12 protein-coding genes are annotated in these 20411 nt (G+C 37.4%); 2 read left to right on the top strand and 10 right to left on the bottom strand.

What is annotated here, in order from left to right:
* Positions 1–322: 322 nt before the first annotated feature.
* Together HUW50_RS14960 and HUW50_RS14955 are read right to left on the bottom strand one after the other, a co-directional pair.
* The gene (locus tag HUW50_RS14960) at positions 323–1204 is read right to left on the bottom strand and encodes a DMT family transporter (protein WP_066324101.1); all 882 of its coding nucleotides are present in this window, start codon (positions 1202–1204) and stop codon (positions 323–325) included.
* On the bottom strand, positions 1191–2111 hold the full coding sequence (locus tag HUW50_RS14955) for a DMT family transporter (protein WP_066324098.1): 921 nt from the start codon (positions 2109–2111) through the stop codon (positions 1191–1193). Before HUW50_RS14955 ends, HUW50_RS14960 begins: the two co-directional genes overlap by 14 nt.
* A 116-nt stretch (positions 2112–2227) precedes the next feature.
* Between HUW50_RS14955 and HUW50_RS14950 the strand changes: the two genes are divergently transcribed.
* Positions 2228–3568, top strand: a complete 1341-nt coding sequence (locus HUW50_RS14950; RefSeq protein WP_066324096.1) for an aminotransferase-like domain-containing protein — start codon at positions 2228–2230, stop codon at positions 3566–3568.
* 330 nt (positions 3569–3898) lie between these two features.
* Here the strand turns inward: HUW50_RS14950 and HUW50_RS14945 are convergent, their stop codons facing one another.
* Together HUW50_RS14945 and HUW50_RS14940 are read right to left on the bottom strand one after the other, a co-directional pair.
* Positions 3899–4774 carry a YitT family protein gene (locus HUW50_RS14945; protein ID WP_066324086.1) on the bottom strand — a complete coding sequence of 292 codons (876 nt, stop codon included), beginning with the start codon at positions 4772–4774 and terminating at the stop codon, positions 3899–3901.
* Between the two features lie 187 nt (positions 4775–4961).
* Positions 4962–5333: an iron chaperone gene (locus HUW50_RS14940; protein WP_066325730.1), complete on the bottom strand. Its 372-nt coding sequence runs from the start codon at positions 5331–5333 to the stop codon at positions 4962–4964.
* A 224-nt stretch (positions 5334–5557) separates the two neighbouring features.
* On the opposite strand from HUW50_RS14940, the gene HUW50_RS14935 reads away from it, so the two are divergent.
* Positions 5558–6208: a cupin domain-containing protein gene (locus HUW50_RS14935; RefSeq protein ID WP_066324083.1), complete on the top strand. Its 651-nt coding sequence runs from the start codon at positions 5558–5560 to the stop codon at positions 6206–6208.
* 733 nt (positions 6209–6941) lie between these two features.
* Here HUW50_RS14935 and HUW50_RS14930 read toward each other — a convergent pair.
* The 6 genes from HUW50_RS14930 to HUW50_RS14905 form a co-directional block, all read right to left on the bottom strand.
* Positions 6942–9284: an alkaline phosphatase D family protein gene (locus HUW50_RS14930; RefSeq protein ID WP_066324080.1), complete on the bottom strand. Its 2343-nt coding sequence runs from the start codon at positions 9282–9284 to the stop codon at positions 6942–6944.
* 159 nt (positions 9285–9443) lie between these two features.
* Positions 9444–10271, bottom strand: a complete 828-nt coding sequence (locus HUW50_RS14925) for an HAD-IIA family hydrolase (RefSeq protein WP_083964404.1) — start codon at positions 10269–10271, stop codon at positions 9444–9446.
* A 438-nt stretch (positions 10272–10709) separates the two neighbouring features.
* A complete protein-coding gene (locus HUW50_RS14920) occupies positions 10710–15374 on the bottom strand; it encodes an outer membrane protein assembly factor BamB family protein (protein WP_066324059.1) in 4665 nt (1554 codons plus the stop codon).
* 80 nt (positions 15375–15454) lie between these two features.
* The gene (locus HUW50_RS14915) at positions 15455–16543 is read right to left on the bottom strand and encodes a HupE/UreJ family protein (protein WP_185652990.1); all 1089 of its coding nucleotides are present in this window, start codon (positions 16541–16543) and stop codon (positions 15455–15457) included.
* A gap of 353 nt (positions 16544–16896) precedes the next feature.
* The gene (locus tag HUW50_RS14910; RefSeq protein ID WP_066324050.1) at positions 16897–17463 is read right to left on the bottom strand and encodes a glycerol-3-phosphate responsive antiterminator; all 567 of its coding nucleotides are present in this window, start codon (positions 17461–17463) and stop codon (positions 16897–16899) included.
* Between the two features lie 280 nt (positions 17464–17743).
* A complete protein-coding gene (locus HUW50_RS14905; protein ID WP_066324045.1) occupies positions 17744–19357 on the bottom strand; it encodes an alkaline phosphatase D family protein in 1614 nt (537 codons plus the stop codon).
* Positions 19358–20411: the final 1054 nt, after the last annotated feature.

Genomic DNA, 20411 nt, shown 5'->3' with positions numbered 1-20411 from the left:
ATTGTTAGGAAACTAAAAGTCTATCCAATAAAACAATTCTTAAAATTACAACTTCCAGTTGGTTATTTCAATTCAAGAGAGGATTCGTACAAAAATAGATCCATATATATAAAGGCTGTTTTCGCAAACTTTGTTGCTATTTACCAAGTAGTGCGGTGTGGTTGATTGCAGCGAGAGATGCTCGCTTTCCGCGGGGCGGGCGGTGAGCCTCCTTGGCGTAAACGCCTGCATGAGTCTCACCTGTCCCGCTACTCCCGCAGGAGTCTCGCAATCCGTTCCAATCAACCTGAAATAAGCTCATTATACACAAGGATATTCTCTATTAATTATCCTTCCTAACCCATTTTCTAAAAATAGCAGGATTCGAAAATAAAAGTGCTAGAAGAATGATTAATATGCCAATCTTATGCTGCAAAAATAATGGATCTTTTAAAATAATATAGCCTAAAATTACACCAATAACCGGGTTAATATAGTTGCTAAAAGAGGCAAATAATGCTCCCTCTTCTTGAATTAAGAGATTATACAGCATATAGACAATTCCTGCATGGAATACACCTAAAATGATAATATATATTACTTGTGAATGATTGATATCGATTTGTAATGGCTTTTCAAAAAGGAATGCCATTGGCAATAAGACAATACTTGCAATCCATAAAACATTTCTCATATGGACCACCGGAGAACCATCTTCTAATTTTTCCATTAGAATTAAAGACAATGCAAAACTTATAGCAGCAAGAATGAGCAACACATTACCCAATATATTACCTGAAACGTTCATAATTCCTTGCGTTGGCCACGATAAGATCACAATTCCTAAAAATCCTAATACTATGCTGACTATGTCAAAGTGGCTAGCTTTCTTTTTGAAGAGCAATACGAAAAATACCAATGTGAAGATTGGGACCATTGCGATTAGCATAGATGCAATACTGCTCGATACGTACTTTTGGCCTTGTGCAATAAGAATAAACGGCAAGACTACTTCAAAAAGTGCAATCCAAAAATATTTTTTAGTATTGGTTGTGTAGTTTTTCTTTGATTGGAACAGACTAATCACTGATAAACAAATTGCACCGATCAGTGCTTTCAAAGCAGACAACGAAATGGAACCTACATCATTCGTTACTAATTCCACGAAGAAAAATTGAGATCCCCAAATGAAGCTTATGATTAGCAAGAGACTATATTTTTTCATTTAATTTGCCCCTTGCACCAAAATAGTTTGTACCAACAACACCGATGATAATGATAATTGATCCTGCTATGTGGTATAAATGAAATTCCTCTTTTAAAAAAATTACCCCTGCTAAAATGGTAATGAGCGTAGCAAAATTACTGAAAACACTCATTTTCGATGCGTCTATTTTTGATAAAGCATAGTTGGAAAGATAGGACGTTCCTAAAGACGATAGGATACCTAAATATAAAATGGCAAGAACAAAATCCCAGTGTCCAAAAGGTTGCATAAATTGATGGACTGTTCCATTCATTACATGGTTTGTCAGTGCCAGTCCATTAAAAGCTATAAACCCAAACAAGGTCATGATATATGTGATAGTGAATAACGAATAGCGTTGTGTTAACTTTCTGGCAAATACGTTGTATAGTGAGGAGGTAAGTGCTGAAAGTAAAATTAAACCAGTCCCGAGGAGACTTGTATTTGTGCCTCCTGCCCCGTTCATGTACATAATATACATCACACCGAGTACAGATAAACCAATCGCTATTTTTTGACTACGTGTTGATGTTTCCTTTAAAATGATACTTGCAAAAATCAACGTAAAAATTGGTATTGTTGCTTGAATAATGCCAGCTTCCGATGAAGATGTATGCACTAACCCAAATACTTGAAAAGCAAAAAAGAGTATCGGATATAAGATGGCTAACAAGGCAATCCGCAGTACATCTTTTTTTGTTCCTTTGATCGATTCTTTTTTTAACACGAACAACACTGTGGCAGCGATCCATGCAATGGTAAACCGATGAGCCAATGTATCTAACGGTGTTGCAACCGTTAATGTCACTTTAACAAACATAAATGACAATCCGATAATGATTGCATAGATGGTTGCTGCAATATATGCATTTCTATTTTCAATGATTTCGACTACCCCCTTATATTGATCCGGCCGGTACCATTATCGTAAGAGATAATAATAACCTTTACGATATAAAAAATACACATCTGTACCGATACAGATGTGCAAAGAGGTTTATGATGCTTAAATATGAATCAATCTATCAATCACTTATGATGCAAATTCAGTCTGGAAGATTTTCGACCGGTGCAAAATTACCATCCATTCGAAATTTAACACAACAATATTCTTGTAGTAAAAGCACGGTATTGACCGCTTTAAAAAAATTGGAGGAGCAACATATTATTTATGCCATACAGAAAAGTGGTTATTATGTTGTGGATAATCAAGTCTTCAAAACCCCATTGTCCACTGACATAATTGACTTTGCAAGCGCATCTCCTACTTGGCATGCATTTCCTTATAAAGAATTTCAACACTGCATAAATAAAGCAATTGATACCTATCAAGAAGAATTATTTCGCTACGGAACGCCAAAAGGTTGGCCGCCACTCATAGCAGAAGCTAAAAAACTGTTAGAATCTTACCAAGTATTCACGCATAACGAACAGATTTTCATCACTACAGGTGTTCAACAGGCCCTTTCTTTAGTAAGTATGATGCCCTTTCCAAATAATCGTTCCACCATTCTAGTTGAACAACCTAGCTATCATTTATATATGGAACTGCTGAAAACCTTACAGCTGCCAGCAATAGGAATTCAACGTACCGCGAAAGGTATTGATTTAGATCGACTAGAAAAAATATTTCATGAAGAAGATATTAAATTCTTTTATACAATGCCACGCTTCCATAATCCTTTAGGATCTTCATACAGTAAAAAAGAAAAAGAAGCTATTTTACAATTAGCAGACCAATATAATGTATACATTTTAGAAGATGATTATTTAGCAGATTTTGAATACAATCCGAAGAACGATCCTCTTTTTGCTGATGATTACCATGATAAAGTCATCTATTTAAAAAGTTTTTCAAAAATTATGTTTCCTGGGTTAAGAGTTGGATTGGCGGTTCTTCCTTCTTCAATTATTGACATTTTTCAAAAATACAAAATGACAAACGATATCGACAGCTCTATGATTTCACAAGCCGCATTATATCTCTATTTGAAAAATGGTATGTTTGAACACAATAAAACGAAAGTCAGTAACATCTATCATGCACGTGCGAAAATTCTGCATCAATCAATACAAGATCATTTATCAACGTACGAATCATCATCAGAAATTGTAATGCATAGTCATATTAGGTTGCCCAAGCGTGTGAATTTGAAATCATTTGTTTATCATTTGCATGAAGAAGGCATAAGTCTGGATTCAGTTGAAAGAAATTATTTAGATGACTTTTACCACGAACGGATTTTGAAGTTGAATGTTTCAAATGTTGACGGCCATCGAATTGAAGAGGGAATAAGGAAAATTGCAAGTGCATTAAAAAATCCTCAAAACTACTTTTTATAAATTCTTTCAACAAGGCAAAACTATCCTTGTTCGAAAGCATAAAGGGTGAGGGATATTAAACATGTCTAATATCCCTCACCCTTTTACTCTTGTTTAATACATTCACCTTTATATTTTGTCTCACGGCTCCTAATAGTATTCCTTCATCTATATATTTTTCTGCCTTTATTTCTTCCACTATCCTGCTTACAATGAAAAAAGTGTTCCCATTTATTACAGAAACACTTCCAATTGCCTAATAAAATACTTAAAGGCAGACCCTATTGTAAGGACTGCCTAAATCTAGTAATTCAACGGTTTTTTGAGCTGAGTCTTCTTCTAAAATGTTACCTAATGAATATTATGCTTTCTGAAATTACCACCCTTAACTTCTGCTACGTCATATACCGTAACAAAAGCATTTTCGTCAATTTCATTAATAATTTCCTTTATTTTGCTTTCTTCTAAGCGGTTAATGACACAAGTGATTTCCTTAAATTTTTCATGGGAATAACCACCGTAAACTTCATTATATGTCGCACTTCGACCTAATCGATCACGTATGGTCTCTACCATTAATTTTGGTTGAGTTGTGATAATTTTAAAGGTTTTTGAGCCGCTTAAACCTTCTTCAACAATATGAATCACTTTAGAAGCAATAAAGTAAGCAATTGCCGAAAGTATTGCTCCTTGTAGACCGAATACCGTTGAAATGACAATAAATACAAACGTGTTTAAGAAAAGAATGAGATCACTTGTCCCAAACGGTAATTTTCGAGATAGCAGTACTGCTAGCATATCAATTCCATCTAATGCTCCGCCATTCCGCAATGCTAACCCCATCCCAAAACCTAGGATAATTCCACCAACAACGGTAACTAATAAAGTATCTCCATCAATAATCGCTGGAATATGGTGCATGAGGATTGTACCAATCGCTAGTGAGGCTATTCCGATAGTCGAATAAATCGCGAAATTTTTACCAATTTGTTTATAGCCTAGCCAGATAAAAGGAAGATTTATAATTGCAATTAGAGCTCCTAAGGGTAATCCAAATAGTTGTGAACCAACGATACTAAGACCTGTCACACCCCCATCAGATACGTTGTTTGGAATTAATACAGCTTCTAGTCCATATGCTGCTATAAATCCCCCAATAATGACCATTAATCCTCGTAAAATCATTTTTAATTTATTATTGGGCTTATGTTTTTTGATTTTATTCATATAATTTCTCACCTTAATTCCTAGAATTTTATGTAGAAAGCTTTCATCATCATCAATTAACCGGTGCTTGGGAAGTATTTTAACGGGAGTTCGCATACGGCTACTACCTGAGCTGTTGGCGACTTAATTGACTTGCAAAAACGCATGACATTTTTCGTATCATGCGTTTTTTGATAAGGCCGAGGTATTACTTCCGCCAAAAATTTGTATATTCTGCTTTATCCTGAATATTAAATTCAATCATTTTCTCAAGCAATTCGTAATTTACCGGCTCTTTCCACGGAATTCGAAACAAGCCTTTGGTAGCACTGTAGCCAGCTTGGGCAATGTCTTCAGTAAAGTGTGCAATGCCTACTTCTTCGGGTGAAACACTCAAATGGTGCTTCGCTGTGGAAAAACCGATGATATATGTGCCGTGATCGGAAAACATTGGCGTATTCCACTTGATTAGTGGTTCCAAATTTGGGTATTTATTAGCAACCCAAGCCAAAATTTTCTCTGTTCTATCGCGGTGGTCGGGGTTATCGATACCTGCTAAATATTTTGCAAAAACTTCCATGTCTTCCTCCTTTGATATTATGCTATTGCCGCCAAAAATTCGAATTCGAATTCTTTCCATTTTCCTTGATATTATCTTCACTAGCAATTCATAATTAACTGGTTGTGAACTACGCATCAATTAAAACCTTCTATGCATTTATTAATTTGTGTAAATACACCCTATTTAGGTATTTGCATAGATTAATTTGTAACGAAAATTAAAAATGAAGGAAGGAAATTTAAATGGTTTCGAGTTTGGATTACTCCTCCCCCTCAGCACAATTTACTTTTGATGTAAATACAAGTCCTGTAATGAAAAAAGATAATCAAAACTACATTAATGTTTTAGGTATCAACCAACTTAACACACTCGATAATGTGTCTTTACTTGATATTTTTCTTAGTGCAAATAATGTTATAGAACCACATTACCACCAGAATGCTGCAGAGCTCGTTTACTGCATTTCTGGTGCTGCTGTTGTTTCTATATTAAATCCCTTTACCAAGCAAATTCAAAATTTTCCTATCACTCCTGGTCAAGTAGCAAATGTTCCACATGGGTGGTGGCATTATGAAGTTGCGACTGTAGATCATACACACCTACTAGCGATTTTTAATGCACCCACTCCTGAAGTAATTCTAGGATCAGATATCTTAAAATTGACACCTTCAAATATTATGGCACATACCTATTGCATCGATGAAAATCAATGGAAACAAGCGATTAAACCAGTTAAACCTTCTACCTTTATTGGTCCGCCTACATCCTGCGAAAGAACGAGTGAAAGTATAAATGGACATTATTTAAATTATTACCATAACACCGGATATACTGCTCCAGCATATTATCAACCAAACTATCAGAATTCCTCTTGGCCGCAATATTATTATTAAATGTCTAGCTATGATTGATTTAAATTTTTTTAATGACATGTAGTTTTTCATGTCTTTTTTTATGTCGCTATATTCTTCAAATAGGACAAAATAGGCTTTTTACTTCTTATTATCGCCGCCCCGTTAATGATCTTACCTAATCATTAAATTAAAGGTGAAATTCCTATTTTTCGATTTTGCCTTAACAGTAAGTAGAATTTGCTTTGTATGACGTACTTCTCCAGAAATAATAGTTGCTGTTAATTATACTAGTGTATCATTGTCCTGTCTCGTTATAAACCCTGCAGCAACATACTGGCTCAACAACAGATCACAAGATTCTACTACTAAAATGCGTAAAATCTATAACCTTTTAAATAGAAGAAGGTGTACAGAAAGTCTTTGATACTCTCTGTCCCTAGCCAGTCTATTTCAATTCCTAATCTTTTTATTATAAAGCTTCTTTTTAACCTTCCTTAAGGACCTTTCGATACTCTTGGCTATACGATGTCATTTAAAATTCCTAAGAACCCTAAAGGTCTTTTTATTCTCAAATATGCTTCTTAGTAGTAAAAATTGGAGACAAATAAAAACTACTAGCCTCCCCATTTGTGGTAAAAAACTAGTAGTTTTTATTAATTATCTTACTTTCTAAACAGTAGAATTATTGACTATACTACTAAAATTAACATCTAGATAATTATAATTAAAGGATTTAGGAATTTATTGGGTTCAAGAAATATTTATTTAATTTTTAGGATTGTTGATTTTGGATCACCAGTGCTACAATGCGCCAATAACCATCCTTGAGTGCACCCGTGATTTCAAGTTCAATTTCTCGACCTTCTGCTCCACCGTTTAGTTCAAATGGTATCCACTTGAATTGTCCGATATTTAATTCTCCACCAGACTCGGCAAGTAATTTCCCTTCTGACCTTATGATTGTATTACCAGATGAATATGTCGCATCTCCTGTTAGAATATAAGTTTTGTAAACACCTGCAGGAACAGAAAGTCTAAGTTTCGTAGGATTTCCTTTAGAAAGGATAAAATCACGCTGTAACTCATCCAGCTTGTTACGGTCTCTAGAAGATGGTACTGTTCCAACCCATCCATACCCCTTAGAGACATCCCAAGTATCTTTATGGGATAATCGAGTGTATGACGGTAATAGCGCACTCGTTTCACTTCCAGCATCTAAAGCAAGAAAAAGCTCTTCCCTAGAAAATGTGGAGACTACATAAAAGTCTCTTGATGTACCGAATACCTCTGTCTTATCAGCGTTTACTTCTAAACTAAGTTTTTCTGTTACTGGGATTCCGGCAGGTGGTGTTACCATCACTTCAGCTGTTGATGATCCATAAGGTTCAAGAATGATCGTTTTAGCTTCACTTTCCCACTCCTTTGGAACATGAACACGAACATCAACCTTTACTGTTTTTTTCGTCCCATTACTTAGTGTTACTGAAATAGGGCTTGCCTTACCAGCAAACATTGTATTTGATACAATATTTGAAACATCCACTCCCCCGATGCGAACAGCGCCAGGCTTGCCGTTTTTAACAACAAATGATGCAAGTGTGCTTATAGAGGCATCTGGATTATCTGCAGAAGTTACAATACAATAATCACTTTGCCATGCTTGAGGTGTTACAAGGCAGCGCACATATCCACGGTAATCTCCATTAAAAAACTTGACATGTGGATTGGCAGTAAGAGCTGCTTCAACTTGATTCTTCCACCCGCAGCCTGAACTGATGGACGTACCCACAAATTCGGTTGCAATTGTTTTTGATTTAGGATTGTTGAAATCCTCTTTTAAATCATTGACCCAGCTTGAATGCCAATCACCACTAAGAACAATTGGATTAGATGTGCGTCTTTCTTTAATGAAGTCAAATAGTCGATCCCTGTCCGCTGAGTACCCATCCCACTGATCACGGTTAATACTAAGCCCTTCTCCTGTATCATAGTCAAATTGCGCCATTATCGTTTGTTGTGCAATAACATTCCAACGTACACGTGAATATTTCAAATTATTAATAAGCCATTTCCCCTGTTCAGATCCCATCAGCGTTCTTGATGGATTCGATGCATCAGGATGAATAGGTCCACCAGGGAAGCCTGCTCCAACTTGATTGTTTCGGTATTGTCTAGTATCCAAAACACTAAATTCTGCCAAATCTCCAAAAGTAAACTTGCGGTAGAGAAGCATATCTGGACCGTTAGGCTTAGATCGGCGTCTTAACGGCATATGCTCATAATAGGCCTGGAAAGCAGCTGCGCGTACTGCAAGGAAACGTTCACGTTCCCCTTCCGGATAATTTGGCTCAGAGATATCATTTGACCAATCATTATCCACCTCATGGTCATCAAACGTAACAATAAATGGAAAGGCCGCATGAGCTTTTTGCAGATCTGGGGATGTTTTATATTGGGAATGAAGAAGCCGGTAATCAGTAAGTGTTTCTGTATCACCCTTCTCGTAAATATAATCACCTAAATGAAAAACGACATCAAGATTGTCTTCAGCCATATGTTTATAAGCTGAATAACGTCCACCTGTCCACGATTGACAAGAAGCTATGGCGAACGAAAGACTTTTTACATGCGAACCCTCCTCAGGAGCTGTTTTTGTTCTGCCAATTGGGCTAATTTCATTACCTGCTTTAAAACGATAGTAATATTCTCTCCATGACTTTAAGCCATACACTTCAGCATGCACAGAATGTCCAAGCTCAGGTCCAGCAATCTCCGTACCATTTCGAACAATTCTACTGAAATTTTCATCTTCTGCTACTTCCCATTCAACGGAAACATAGCTATTATCCATCCCGCCTCGTCCATCCTCTGCAAGTGGATTAGGAGCAAGCCTCGTCCATAAAACAACGCTATCTGAAAGAGGATCACCAGAAGCGACTCCAAGGGTAAAAGGATTTGTAGTGAAAATTGGTGAAGCCTTTATCTTATCAGGTTGTACAAGAGGAAGTGAAAAGCCAAGTGTAGCAAATGCCATCGTTTTCCCAGTTGTCCCTAGAAAGCTTCGGCGATCCATTTTTTTCGAACTCAAATTATTTATCCATTTTTCGTAACTCAAATTAATCTCTCCTTTTATATTAAAGTAATTCGAATGATTGTTTAATAGAGTAAACGGGTAATGCTATCTTTTGCTTTCTTTGATAAGTCACTAACTAACTTTTTAGGTATAAATTGCAATCTCATAACTTAAGAGAAAAGCCAAGGGAAATCATGAATTCTAAGCCTCGTAACTCTCTTCCTGAAACTCCCCAAATAAAATGTAAGGAACTAATTCACCAATGGATGAAACTGTTACATCCGGCTTGAATCCAAGCTCTGAAGGAAATATTTCTCCATGGGAAATCCATGCTGTATGCATTCCAGCCATGTATCCTCCAAGAATATCTGTGTAAGGATTGTCTCCTATCATGATGCATGATTTTGGCTCAGATAAAGATTGTTCCTGAATCTTTTTAAATGAATAATCAAAAGGTTTACCTACTGATTCGTAGTCTGAGTAGCCTGATACCGCTTGGATCGCTGATATAATTGCCCCAGTTTCGGGAACCCTGCTGCCGTCTTCACCTGGATGAAATAGATCCGGATTTACCGCCACAAGTTTTGCACCATTTGTAAGAGTTCTTGTACAATCATAAAGCTTTTCATAGGTAAATGATGGATCCCTTCCTACAACGACCACATCACATGGATCTTTACTACTTGCAGATGATATAATGTGCCCGCATGACTTAATGGACTGTTCAAGTGCAGTTGTCCCAAACGTTTTCACTCGAATTTTTCCGTACTTTTCTAGTAAATAGTCACCTACCAATTCTGTGGCAACTAGAATAGAAGTATGATGAATCGATAAACCCATCCCTTGCAGTTTCTTGCGAATAGATTCCGCTGTATCCGTAGAGTTATTGCTTAAAAAGAATATTTTTTTTTGCCTAAGACTCAGTAATTGCAATAATTTCTGTACTCCAGCGTATAACCTGTTACCAGAATAAACCGATCCATCTAAGTCAAAAATAAATGTCGAACAATTTGCTAGATTAAATGTCATTTTTATGTGTCACTGCCTTTTCTTTGCTTAGTTATCTTGCTGCATTTCATCTATTTATAGAAATACCTCTACATTTTTACTTATTAATTAAGGGTTCTTCTTTTTGCAAGTTGACCTCCATTTTTGATAATAAAAAAACCCAAGTATAGTTATTCAAAATAAATAGAAATTCATTGAGCTTCTATTCGATCTGACTAAGAACTATACCTGGGTTTTCTCCAATTCTCCACCCTCGGTAGAAAGTACTATTAAGTTTGCAACCTATAAAAAAATTTAATCTTTTATTATTTAAACACAATATTGTAAATCTTATATTATCTCAATGTTAAGAATTCATAATGAATGGACTATTGGGTAAAGCTGAAAGATTTAATTTTTACCATCAAAATACAGGCTGAAGAATTTACTCTTCAACCCGTATTGATTTTAGTATTGATGTTACTCGAAAATGGCGCTTAGTACCGAAAACGGATCCTCAGATCCAGCAGGTGCAGCCACAATTTTTCTAGTCATCGTATGACTCTTACCTGCTGGAAGATCAATAAATTGTCGGGTCATCATCCAATTTCCATTACCATATGCTTTTAACCCGGTGGTATTTCCAGAATAAACAAGACCAATTGTTTGCCTGTCTGTTCCAGTCATTCCAATCCACGGTTCTGTAGGGATAAACTCCTGTGGGCTAGAATAGGGTAGCGTAATCGAACCATGACCGGCAACACCGCTTTTCTGTCCTGAACCGTCGTGATCAAGCGCATCACCTAGCCAAACTGATTTTGCTTCCTTGCCCGTATTCGTTACGATCGTTTCCGCTGAAATCCACTCTTGGTCAGGTAAAATGGTATAAGTAGTGTTTACACTCAATTCTGGATCCTCCATAGATCCACCATTTACACTTAATACAGCACGTTCAGTAGTAGATTCCTCTATTTTTACTTCCTCGCTTTTTACAGTTAGCTGTGCCCATGCATCCGGTCCTGTTGGCTGCTCTTTTGATACATAAGGAAGATTAAACCAGTCCATTTGATCATGATAGCCTTTAGCTGAAATATCAATCGGCTTTCCTTTCGTTACTCCAGGAAGCTGTGCGTCATTAGTTACGGAAGCAATCATCATTGCTAGTTTGCTGTTTTCCATCAATATATCTTGCTTTGAACCTTCAGAAACTGGACCTGGCAACACTTTTCCAGTACTAACATTAACTGTTACTGGCTTTAGCGGAAGATCCAAAGACTTGGTTTCACCCGCACTAATTTTCGTATCGATTAAAGCACTTTCATAGGACAAACGACTTGTCTGAACTTTATAGTGTCCAGGTTTTTGGATTGCAAATAAATATTTTCCTTCTTGATTTGTTGTTGAAGAGGCAATTACTTTATTATCTTCATCGAGAGCCTCTACTAACACTCCTTCAACAGGTTGCTTGGTTTCGGCATCCGTAACCCTTCCCTGAATTCTTGATTGCTCAGCTGCTTCCGGGTCTAATGTCCCGATCATAGCAGCCCAATTGGCAATATTAGCTGCAGGGTCGCTTCCTTCAGCTGGATAATCAGTGATGTGGTACCAGCTAATCGACTTTTTTTGACCAGCTGCTACGCTTGCATCAAAGGATGCCCCAAAAATATAGCCAAAAGCACTTAATCCAGCAGGTTGGTCATTTACCCATGCAATTCCGTGTGCAGGGCTTGAAATTGCTGTTTTTGGTCCATCATAAAGATAATTCCCTGTATAGCCAGATGTGATGAAACCAGGATTTGCAGCTGTTATTCCAGGAACAAATACTGTGTCATCAGGACTGTCAGGATCAAGCAAATATTGAAAATATCCCTTAAAATCCTCTGAACCAGTATTGTTTAGCTCTAATGTAAACTTTGCAATCGGCGCATTCGGAAGCACCTTATACGTAACGGACGTTTTGACTGCCGGATTCATTTGTGCTTGTCCTGAAGCTTTTACAGTATCCCCCTCAACCTGAATAGCAGGTAAAGACAACCATTCACCTTCACGGTTCCATGGCCGTTTTGGATCATTCATTGTCGGAGTTAGGACCATCTCACTCCAGTCAATCGTTTCCATTCCATTATTGTCCAACAAAGCAAGATCCCCAAGCCACCCCGGCTGGAAAGTTCCCGCAAGGTTGTTTGTCCCGATTTCCGAAGAGATCGTTGCTTGAATTCGATCATTCATCACATAGTGATACTCTTCACCGTTCACTGCATCCAATCGCGGACTTCCTGAATTATAATCAGGTGCTTCCTGAGACTTTCCAGCAACAGGTTCTGTAATCTCTTCTAAATGCAGATTGACCGTCTCAACTTGACCAGCCACGATTTGTGCAGAAACCGGATCACCATTGAGATAACCTCTCCGTTTTGCAGAAAGAGTATACTTCCCTGGCTGTACTCCAAGAACATATTCACCTTCTGTATCTGCGACTGTGGTTTGTGTTTCACCCTTGTCGTTTATAGCTAAAATTGCCGCGCCACTTACAGGCTTTCCTGTTTTAGCATCGCTTACTTTTCCGGTAATACGCGGCCAGCGTTGAACCATTTTTCCGCCAGGAGTGAATGCATACAGGTTGCCATCAAGCGCACCAACCACTAAGGTATTACCTGAAATAGCAGGCGATGATGCTACCCATGCCCCAATTTCATGCTGCCACAAAGGCTGGCCAGTCATGCGGTCAAATGCATAAAGATTTCCATCATTTGATCCGATAAATACCACTTCACCGCTAACTGCTGCAGAAGAAATGATTCCACCTTGTGTGCGGTACTTCCACTTCAATAATCCAGAAGCGGCATCTAAAGCTGCTACATTTCCATCAGGGAATCCCATATAAACGACTCCATCAGCTATAGCAGCAGATGATCCAGTTGCTCCTCCGTGAATATAGGATGAATCTGAACTCTTATAACGCCACAGCTCCTTGCCTGTTGAGGCATCAAGAGCAACTAACAATCCGCCTTGATAACCCATATATACCCGTCCATCTGAAATTGAAGGCATAGAATGCATCCAGCCTCCTGCAGGCTTTTGTCGCCAGATTTCTTTTCCACTTTTAGCATCAAGAGCAATTAACCAGCCACCGTCTGCACCAACATACACCTTGCCGTCTTTTACAACTGGTGTTGATTCAACGATCCAGCCACCCGCTAAAGGTGAGTTCCATAATTCCTTTCCAGTGCGAGCATCAATGGCCATCATGGCTCCGCCGCTACCTGTACTATATGCCTGATAGACAACTCCGTTTTCAACCGTTGGAGAATAGTACATCCAAGCACGCTGTACTTCATCTTTTCCTACTGACTTTTCCCAGATCATTTTTCCAGTTTTTGCATCCATGGCATAAAGGGTACCGCGAATCGTCGAAGCATATACAATTCCCTCAGCAACTGCAGGAGATGATTGGACTTGTGCATCTGCCTTAACCTGCCATAGCTTCTTGCCAGTTTTTTGATCCACTGCATGAATGGCATGATGTTTATTGCCATCTTCATCACGGGTGCCAATATAGATAATACCATCTACAATTGCAGGTGAAGAAGTAAGGATTGTTCCTGGAGTATGGTAAGTCCAGCTTAGGCGAAGGCCTGCTTCAAGCGTATCCTTTGCATAACCCGTATGCTGTGCATCGCCATGGAACATTGTCCAGTCACTGCCGCTCTTTGGCGTAATTTTTTTGTCGCTATCAACAATCGTAAATTGAGAAATTTTTGCCCACACATTTTCTGCATCATCTGTTACCCGAACTTCCATATGATGTCTTCCTAATTTTGCTTTACTGTCATCCCATGTACCATACCAACTCATGCCACTGCTTTGCTTAAGCTTTTTCCAAGGCCCTCCATCAATACGGTATTCCACTTTTTTTACATTGCTTGATGTATTATAAGCGTTTACCAAAATATTCATTTTACCTTGTGAAACTTCACTATTGTTTGCTGGATGTACAATGGAAGCACTTTTATTCACATCATACATCTTAAATTTTGGGTCTTGTTTGTCACCTTGGAATGTGACCATTCTAAATCCATTAGGCGACTGATCAATCGTGTAGGAACTGGAAACTGTCGTTACATGATCGGCACCAGGAATCGTGTCTTGTGCTACATCATTTACATGCGTGTGTCCAACCATCACAAGACGAGTATTATATTCACTAAGAAGTTCAATAAATTGCTTCGTATTATCTGGTGATGGTGTTTGTGGTGTATTTAATGGTTTATGAACAAAGACTACGACTTCCTTATCTTTTGCATTTAGTGCAAGATCCTGCTTTAACCACTCTAATTGGTCAGCTTCTGAAAACCCCAATGTGTTTTCTAACGTAACAAAATGCTTATTACCATAATCAAAAGAGTACCATTCTGGTCCTAAATAATTTCGATAACGATCAATTCTTGTTTGATAGTCTGAACCAGGAGCAAAATCATGATTTCCTACTGCAGGATAAACAGGAAGGGTAGAAGTTGCCGTACTCGCGGTATAGTCCTGAAATTCTGCATCTGTCGCCCGGTTGGTGAGGTCCCCACTGACAGCAATAAAAGCCGGATCCCCTGTTGACTCATTTATTTGCTTGAGCTGATCCGTAAACCGTTCACGGTTATTAGTCGTTCCAGCCTCTACGTGAACATCAGCTACATTGGCAAAGCTAAAGTTTGGATTTTTATTTTCTGGCGTATGTAACAATCCAAAATCCTGCTCTCGAGTTTCGCCTGCTTTAAGGCTGCCTAGCATTTTATAAAACTGAGGCGTTTTGTTCTCATCCGTTTTAACATTATATCCGCTAGGAACTGTAACAAAGACGATATCCGTTTGTCGTCTATCAGCACTTGTAGCTAACTGATAATTCCCTTCTTCATCTGTTACTGTAATTTTCTTCCCATCTGATACGGATACATTCGGAATCCCATTTTCATTGCTGTCACGCTTGCCATTTTCATTTTTGTCATCATAAACGACACCCTTAATTGTTACATTCATGTTGTTTGCAATAACTGGCTTGGCTATAGCGGAAATGGCCAAACCACACATGACAACTGCTGTCATTGCTTTTAGCCTTTTCTTCGTGATTTTCCATTTGCCTTCTGCTAGTTTCATAGTCTCTCCTCCTCTAAACTATTTCGTTTATTTATCTTGCAACCAAAGTAGCAGCACCACCTCCTTAAATGGCTAATGCATTAGCCTAAAAAGCGCTCAAAGTACCAAAATAAGCCCATACCCAATATCCAAGCTGTCGTAGCTCCCTGAAGATAAAATGACCATTTGAATTTTCTTATTAAAAGCAGTAAAGGAAACAAAAACGTAATAATTAGAGCTTGTCCTACTTCAACACCAACATTAAAGGAAAGGATCGACAACAATGTTTGCCATGTTATTTCATTATTTAGCTGCAAGGCACCAGCAAATCCAACCCCATGAATAAGTCCAAAAATAAAAACAACCGTCAGCCTGAACTTTGAAGAAAAACCAAGAATGCTTTCTACTGCTACATAGGCGATGCTTAACGCTATAAGCGGCTCAATGATCTCAGCAGGTAATTGAAGAAACTTCAAAGCTGTAAGACCAAGGGTAATGCTATGGGCAATTGTAAAAATGGTAATGATTTCAAAAACGTCTGAAAGCTTCCGCGTTCCCATAACGAGCGCAATGACAAACAAGATATGATCATAACCGATCATAATGTGGTGAAATCCAAGTTTAATGAATCTGGTGATTTGGTTTACCAGAGATTCTTCCCCTATCTGCAGCTCCCTTTCTCCAGCCTGAAAGATAAACTGCCCATTCTTCTCCCCGAAGTCATAGGTTAAGATGTTTCGATGCATCGGATCATTATCATCAAAGAAGATATTGTAATAAATTTGAATGGACGCTTCGGAGGAAGGCATTGGATAATTTAATGAAACCTTTGCGTAATCTCGGTCTACCCTTTTTTCTACATTCGTAGAAACAATCGTTCCTTCTGCCTTTTCTCCGTTATAAAACATCTCAAAATGTGCTGATAGGTAGTCTGACAACGCTTTACTCTTTTCAGATAATGCCTTACTAAGCTGGGCAGGAGTAGCACCTGGATTCACTCCGTAATCAATTAATCGCCCCATTTCGAAATAATCGATATAAAGGTCAACATGCAATTTTTCATTTTCACGATCCATCGTAATCTTCGAATATCCTTCGCTATTATCCGTATGAGCCATTGCTTTAAAAGGGCACAACATCATAAAGAAACAGCCAAGAATCAATACCGAATATGCAATACTTTTTTTCAAGATTTGTCATTCCTTTCATCTCCATTGATAGGTTTTTTATTGCGTTCCACCCTGAAGAATGAAAAAAGAACAGCAAAAAACCCAAGTATAGCCAGTATCTATAAAAACACATGCTTAGATAAGCAATCACGTATTTTCAGAGAACTTGTAACTATACCTGGGTTTTCTCCATATACTCCACCCTTGGCAGTTAGCAATATTTAATTATGGAGGTATTTTAAAAAATTCAAACTTTACATCTTAATAGTAAAATTCATTCATTAATAAAGTATGTTGATTAAGTAAAAGTATTTTTAATTATTATTTCATCAATTGATTCTTTATCCCTGCTTCTTGTAACAATTCAAGTAGATCTAAATCCTCACATCCCACAATCTTGGTTCACCAATGGCTACACCGTGAGCCCCAGCTTCAATAACCTCTTTGACTTCATCTGGATTTTTGATTAATCCCGCTGTAATAATTGGACAATCTATTTTTTCGGTAAATTCTCGAATAACCCTTGGCATTAATCCGGGCATGATCTCAATTGCATCAGGCTTAATATCTAAAATATTTCGAATCCCATTTTCATAAGCTAACGTATCTATCATGAATAAGTGCTGGACAGCTAATAACCCCTCTTTTTTCGCTGCTTGTAATAATTGATTCCTTGTAGAAACAATTCCATCAGGCTTTACTTTTCTCGACAAATATCTAATTCCTTCCCGATCATTTGCTATTCCTTTTATTAAGTCAACATGTAAAAAAATCGACTTATTGTTTTTCCTACAAACTTCGATACAGTGATCAATTGAGAAAATATCACCTGTCATTAAAAATATTGTCTCTACAGGGGAAAGAACAGCCCTCTCGATTAACGATACGTCACGTACAGCAGCAATAATGGGATTCTTTGTTACAAGTTCCTTTTTATCCATACTTTCAACCTCCAATAATTAGATTCTATCAATCAATTATTAAGAGTCTTATTATTAAATTGTAAAATATTTTTTAAACTTCTTAATAAACTAAAAGGTGGAGAAAGCAAAAGACTGACTCAGTATCTTTACCATCACTTTAATTTCTACTAATTTAAATTGCATACTTTTCATAGGTTTGTATCTATCAATAAAAAAGATTGTTTTTGACTATCATTTTCAAATATTAATTCGTTTACAGCAATAAAATGTAAATAATAAATACATTAAAAAGTGGTTTTTAAACCGGAGCGGCTTCAGTCGTTACTTGCTGTAAATTCGATTTTCCATCTTCTACAATGAATGAAGTGCGTGTTTGGATTGGTGCACCTGGTCTAGTTACATACGGAACCACCATAAAATCTGTTTGCCATTTTTGCTGGGTTAATGTACAGCGAACATAACCGCGTTGGTTACTAAAAAATTTAATATGTGGATTTTCTTGTAGTATTTGCGCAGTGTCGCTATTTACATCAGATCCGTCACCACCAGAAGTAATAGAAGTTCCAACAAATTCGACCGCAACATTTTTGGAGTTTTGGTCATCAAAGTTCGCTTTGACCTCATTTGCCCAGCTAGTGTGAACATCTCCCGTTAAGACAACCGTATTGGTTATATTATTCTCTGCTAAAAAGTCCAATATCCGCTGGCGTGCACCAGGATACCCATCCCAAGCATCCATGCTGTAGCGTTCTTTCTCTGGACCAAACGCACCATCACGTCTTGCAAAAAATACTTGCTGCGCAAGAACATTCCATTTTACCTGAGAAGTAGTCAATCCATCTAATAACCAACGCTCTTGTTTTTCTCCCAGCAGGGTTCGAGACGGATCCATAGACTCAGGTGTTGGACTGTCCCATCCGTCCCCATTTGCCTGGTCGTCTCTGTATTGACGGGTGTCAAGTACGTTGAAATCTACTAAATTACCAAAGTTGAGTCTCCGATATAATTGCATACTGCTTCCATTTGGGAACGAAGTACGTCGAAACGGCATATGTTCATAATAAGCTTGAAAAGCAATTGCCCGCCGTTTTAAGAAATCTTCCGTGTTTTGCTTACCAGGATCTTGCGGGACATCTCCTGCCCAGTTATTATCTACTTCATGGTCATCATTTGTAACAATCCATGGAAAATTTGCATGGGCTGCTTGCAAGTCAGCGTCTAATTTATATAAAGCATAGCGGTTCCTATAATCATCAATCGTATAGATTTCTGGAAAATCTTTCTCAATAGGCCTAACACCGCTTGAGTTATGACGACCTTCATATATATAGTCACCTAAATGGATAACCAAATCCAAATCATCCTTGGACATATGTTGATATGCTGTGTAATAACCAACTGGCCAATTTTGGCAAGAAGCAAATGCAAAAGCCAGCTTATCTACGTGACTGCCAAAAGCTGGAGCAGTTTTTGTTCGCCCAACTGGACTGATCTCAGAACCAGCCTTAAATTGGTAATAATACCATGTAGAAGGTTGCAAGCCATCAACCTCAACATGAATAGAATGACCTAGTTGAGGTTTGGAAAGCTCTGTTCCTCTTTTTACGACTTTTTTAAAGCTAGAATCAAGAGAAACCTCCCATTGTACTGGGAAAGGATGATTATCCATGCCCCCGCCATTCAAAGGATCTGGAGCAAGTCTTGTCCACAAAACAACTCCATCAGGCACCGGGTCTCCTGAAGCAATCCCCAGTGTAAAAGGATAGGATAATTTCTTAGACTGTGCAGAAGCAAAATTCACCGGTAAGGTATTTGCAATCGTAACACCAAGTGCAATTCCTACTCCTTTTCCTGTTTTCTTTAAAAAACTTCTCCGATTAAACTTTTCTGAATCAATATTAGAATTTTTCATTTTTTTCTCTCCTCTTAAATACATTTATCATGTGAAAAAACATTTAGAAAATTTAACACTATTGTGGAAGTTTTGTTATTTAAAAAAATAGTAGATAGTCGTAAAATCTTTTATTAAGATGCTGAGAAAAAGATATATCTATCCTAGATTTATACACATAGGCACAAACAACTCTTCCTATGAATCTCTTATTTTCAGCTTATTTAGAACCTCAATATACTAGCTATAATTTTTCCAAAAGCAGGTTTGATAGAGAAATAAAAAATAAATAATTTTATCTTTAAATTACTGAAGTTATGGACGACCAGCAGCCACATATCCATAGAGTAGGTTCCTTCTTGTATTCCATGTCTAATTCCCTCCCTTAATTTTTATTGATTGATTAGCTTTCTCTAACTACTTTAAGACTATAATTCGACAACAAAAAACCCAAGTATAGCCAGCCCTCAACATGCAAATAATTTTAACAAATTTGCATTTTCAGAGAACTTGTAACTATACCTGGGTTTTCTCCATATACTCCACCCTTGGCAGTTAGCAATATGTAAGCTATTCTTTAACATTCAAACTCTACTTATTTATAATAAAACTAATTTATTAAATAAGTATTATTGATAAGTAAATGTAAAATTAATTATTGTTTCAAAAGTTAGTTCATTATACCTGCTTTTTGTCATAATTTCTGGTTAACCACAGCTAAGCCGTAGTAGTTAATCACGTTTTTTTTGAACCCATTTTTAATAGGACAGGAACCTAGATATGATAAAAAAGCATTTTTCATTCTTAACCTTTCGTGGTTAGAGGGCAACTCAATTCTGATCATTAAAAAGTAAAGCAACTGCCATTTGTCTAAGATTCAGAAAAACCTCCTAATTTAAAATAAATGCTTTATGTATTAACTCCACAATCTCTTAATTTCGATTAAACTTTCATTATTAAATTTTATTCGATATATATCAGGCTTAGATGTACTTTTCCAAAAACTATTTCCATAACGGTCATCAAAGTAATTCATAATTATTGTCATATTGATCCCATGTGTTCCTATAGTAGC

Source organism: Metabacillus sp. KUDC1714 (assembly GCF_014217835.1).
Lineage (GTDB): Bacteria > Bacillota > Bacilli > Bacillales > Bacillaceae > Metabacillus > Metabacillus rhizosphaerae.
The sequence above is the reverse complement of the archived record's forward strand: the minus strand, read 5'-3'. Positions and strand labels throughout refer to the sequence as shown.

Bases quoted from the DNA above. Each gene is read 5' to 3' on its own strand.
- HUW50_RS14960 (WP_066324101.1), bottom strand. From the start codon at position 1,204: ATGAAAAAATATAGTCTCTTGCTAATCATAAGCTTCATTTGGGGATCT.
- HUW50_RS14950 (WP_066324096.1), top strand. From the start codon at position 2,228: ATGCTTAAATATGAATCAATCTATCAATCACTTATGATGCAAATTCAG.
- HUW50_RS14945 (WP_066324086.1), bottom strand. From the start codon at position 4,774: ATGAATAAAATCAAAAAACATAAGCCCAATAATAAATTAAAAATGATT.
- HUW50_RS14940 (WP_066325730.1), bottom strand. From the start codon at position 5,333: ATGGAAGTTTTTGCAAAATATTTAGCAGGTATCGATAACCCCGACCAC.
- HUW50_RS14935 (WP_066324083.1), top strand. From the start codon at position 5,558: ATGGTTTCGAGTTTGGATTACTCCTCCCCCTCAGCACAATTTACTTTT.
- HUW50_RS14925 (WP_083964404.1), bottom strand. From the start codon at position 10,271: ATGACATTTAATCTAGCAAATTGTTCGACATTTATTTTTGACTTAGAT.
- HUW50_RS14920 (WP_066324059.1), bottom strand. From the start codon at position 15,374: ATGAAACTAGCAGAAGGCAAATGGAAAATCACGAAGAAAAGGCTAAAA.
- HUW50_RS14910 (WP_066324050.1), bottom strand. From the start codon at position 17,463: ATGGATAAAAAGGAACTTGTAACAAAGAATCCCATTATTGCTGCTGTA.
- HUW50_RS14905 (WP_066324045.1), bottom strand. From the start codon at position 19,357: ATGAAAAATTCTAATATTGATTCAGAAAAGTTTAATCGGAGAAGTTTT.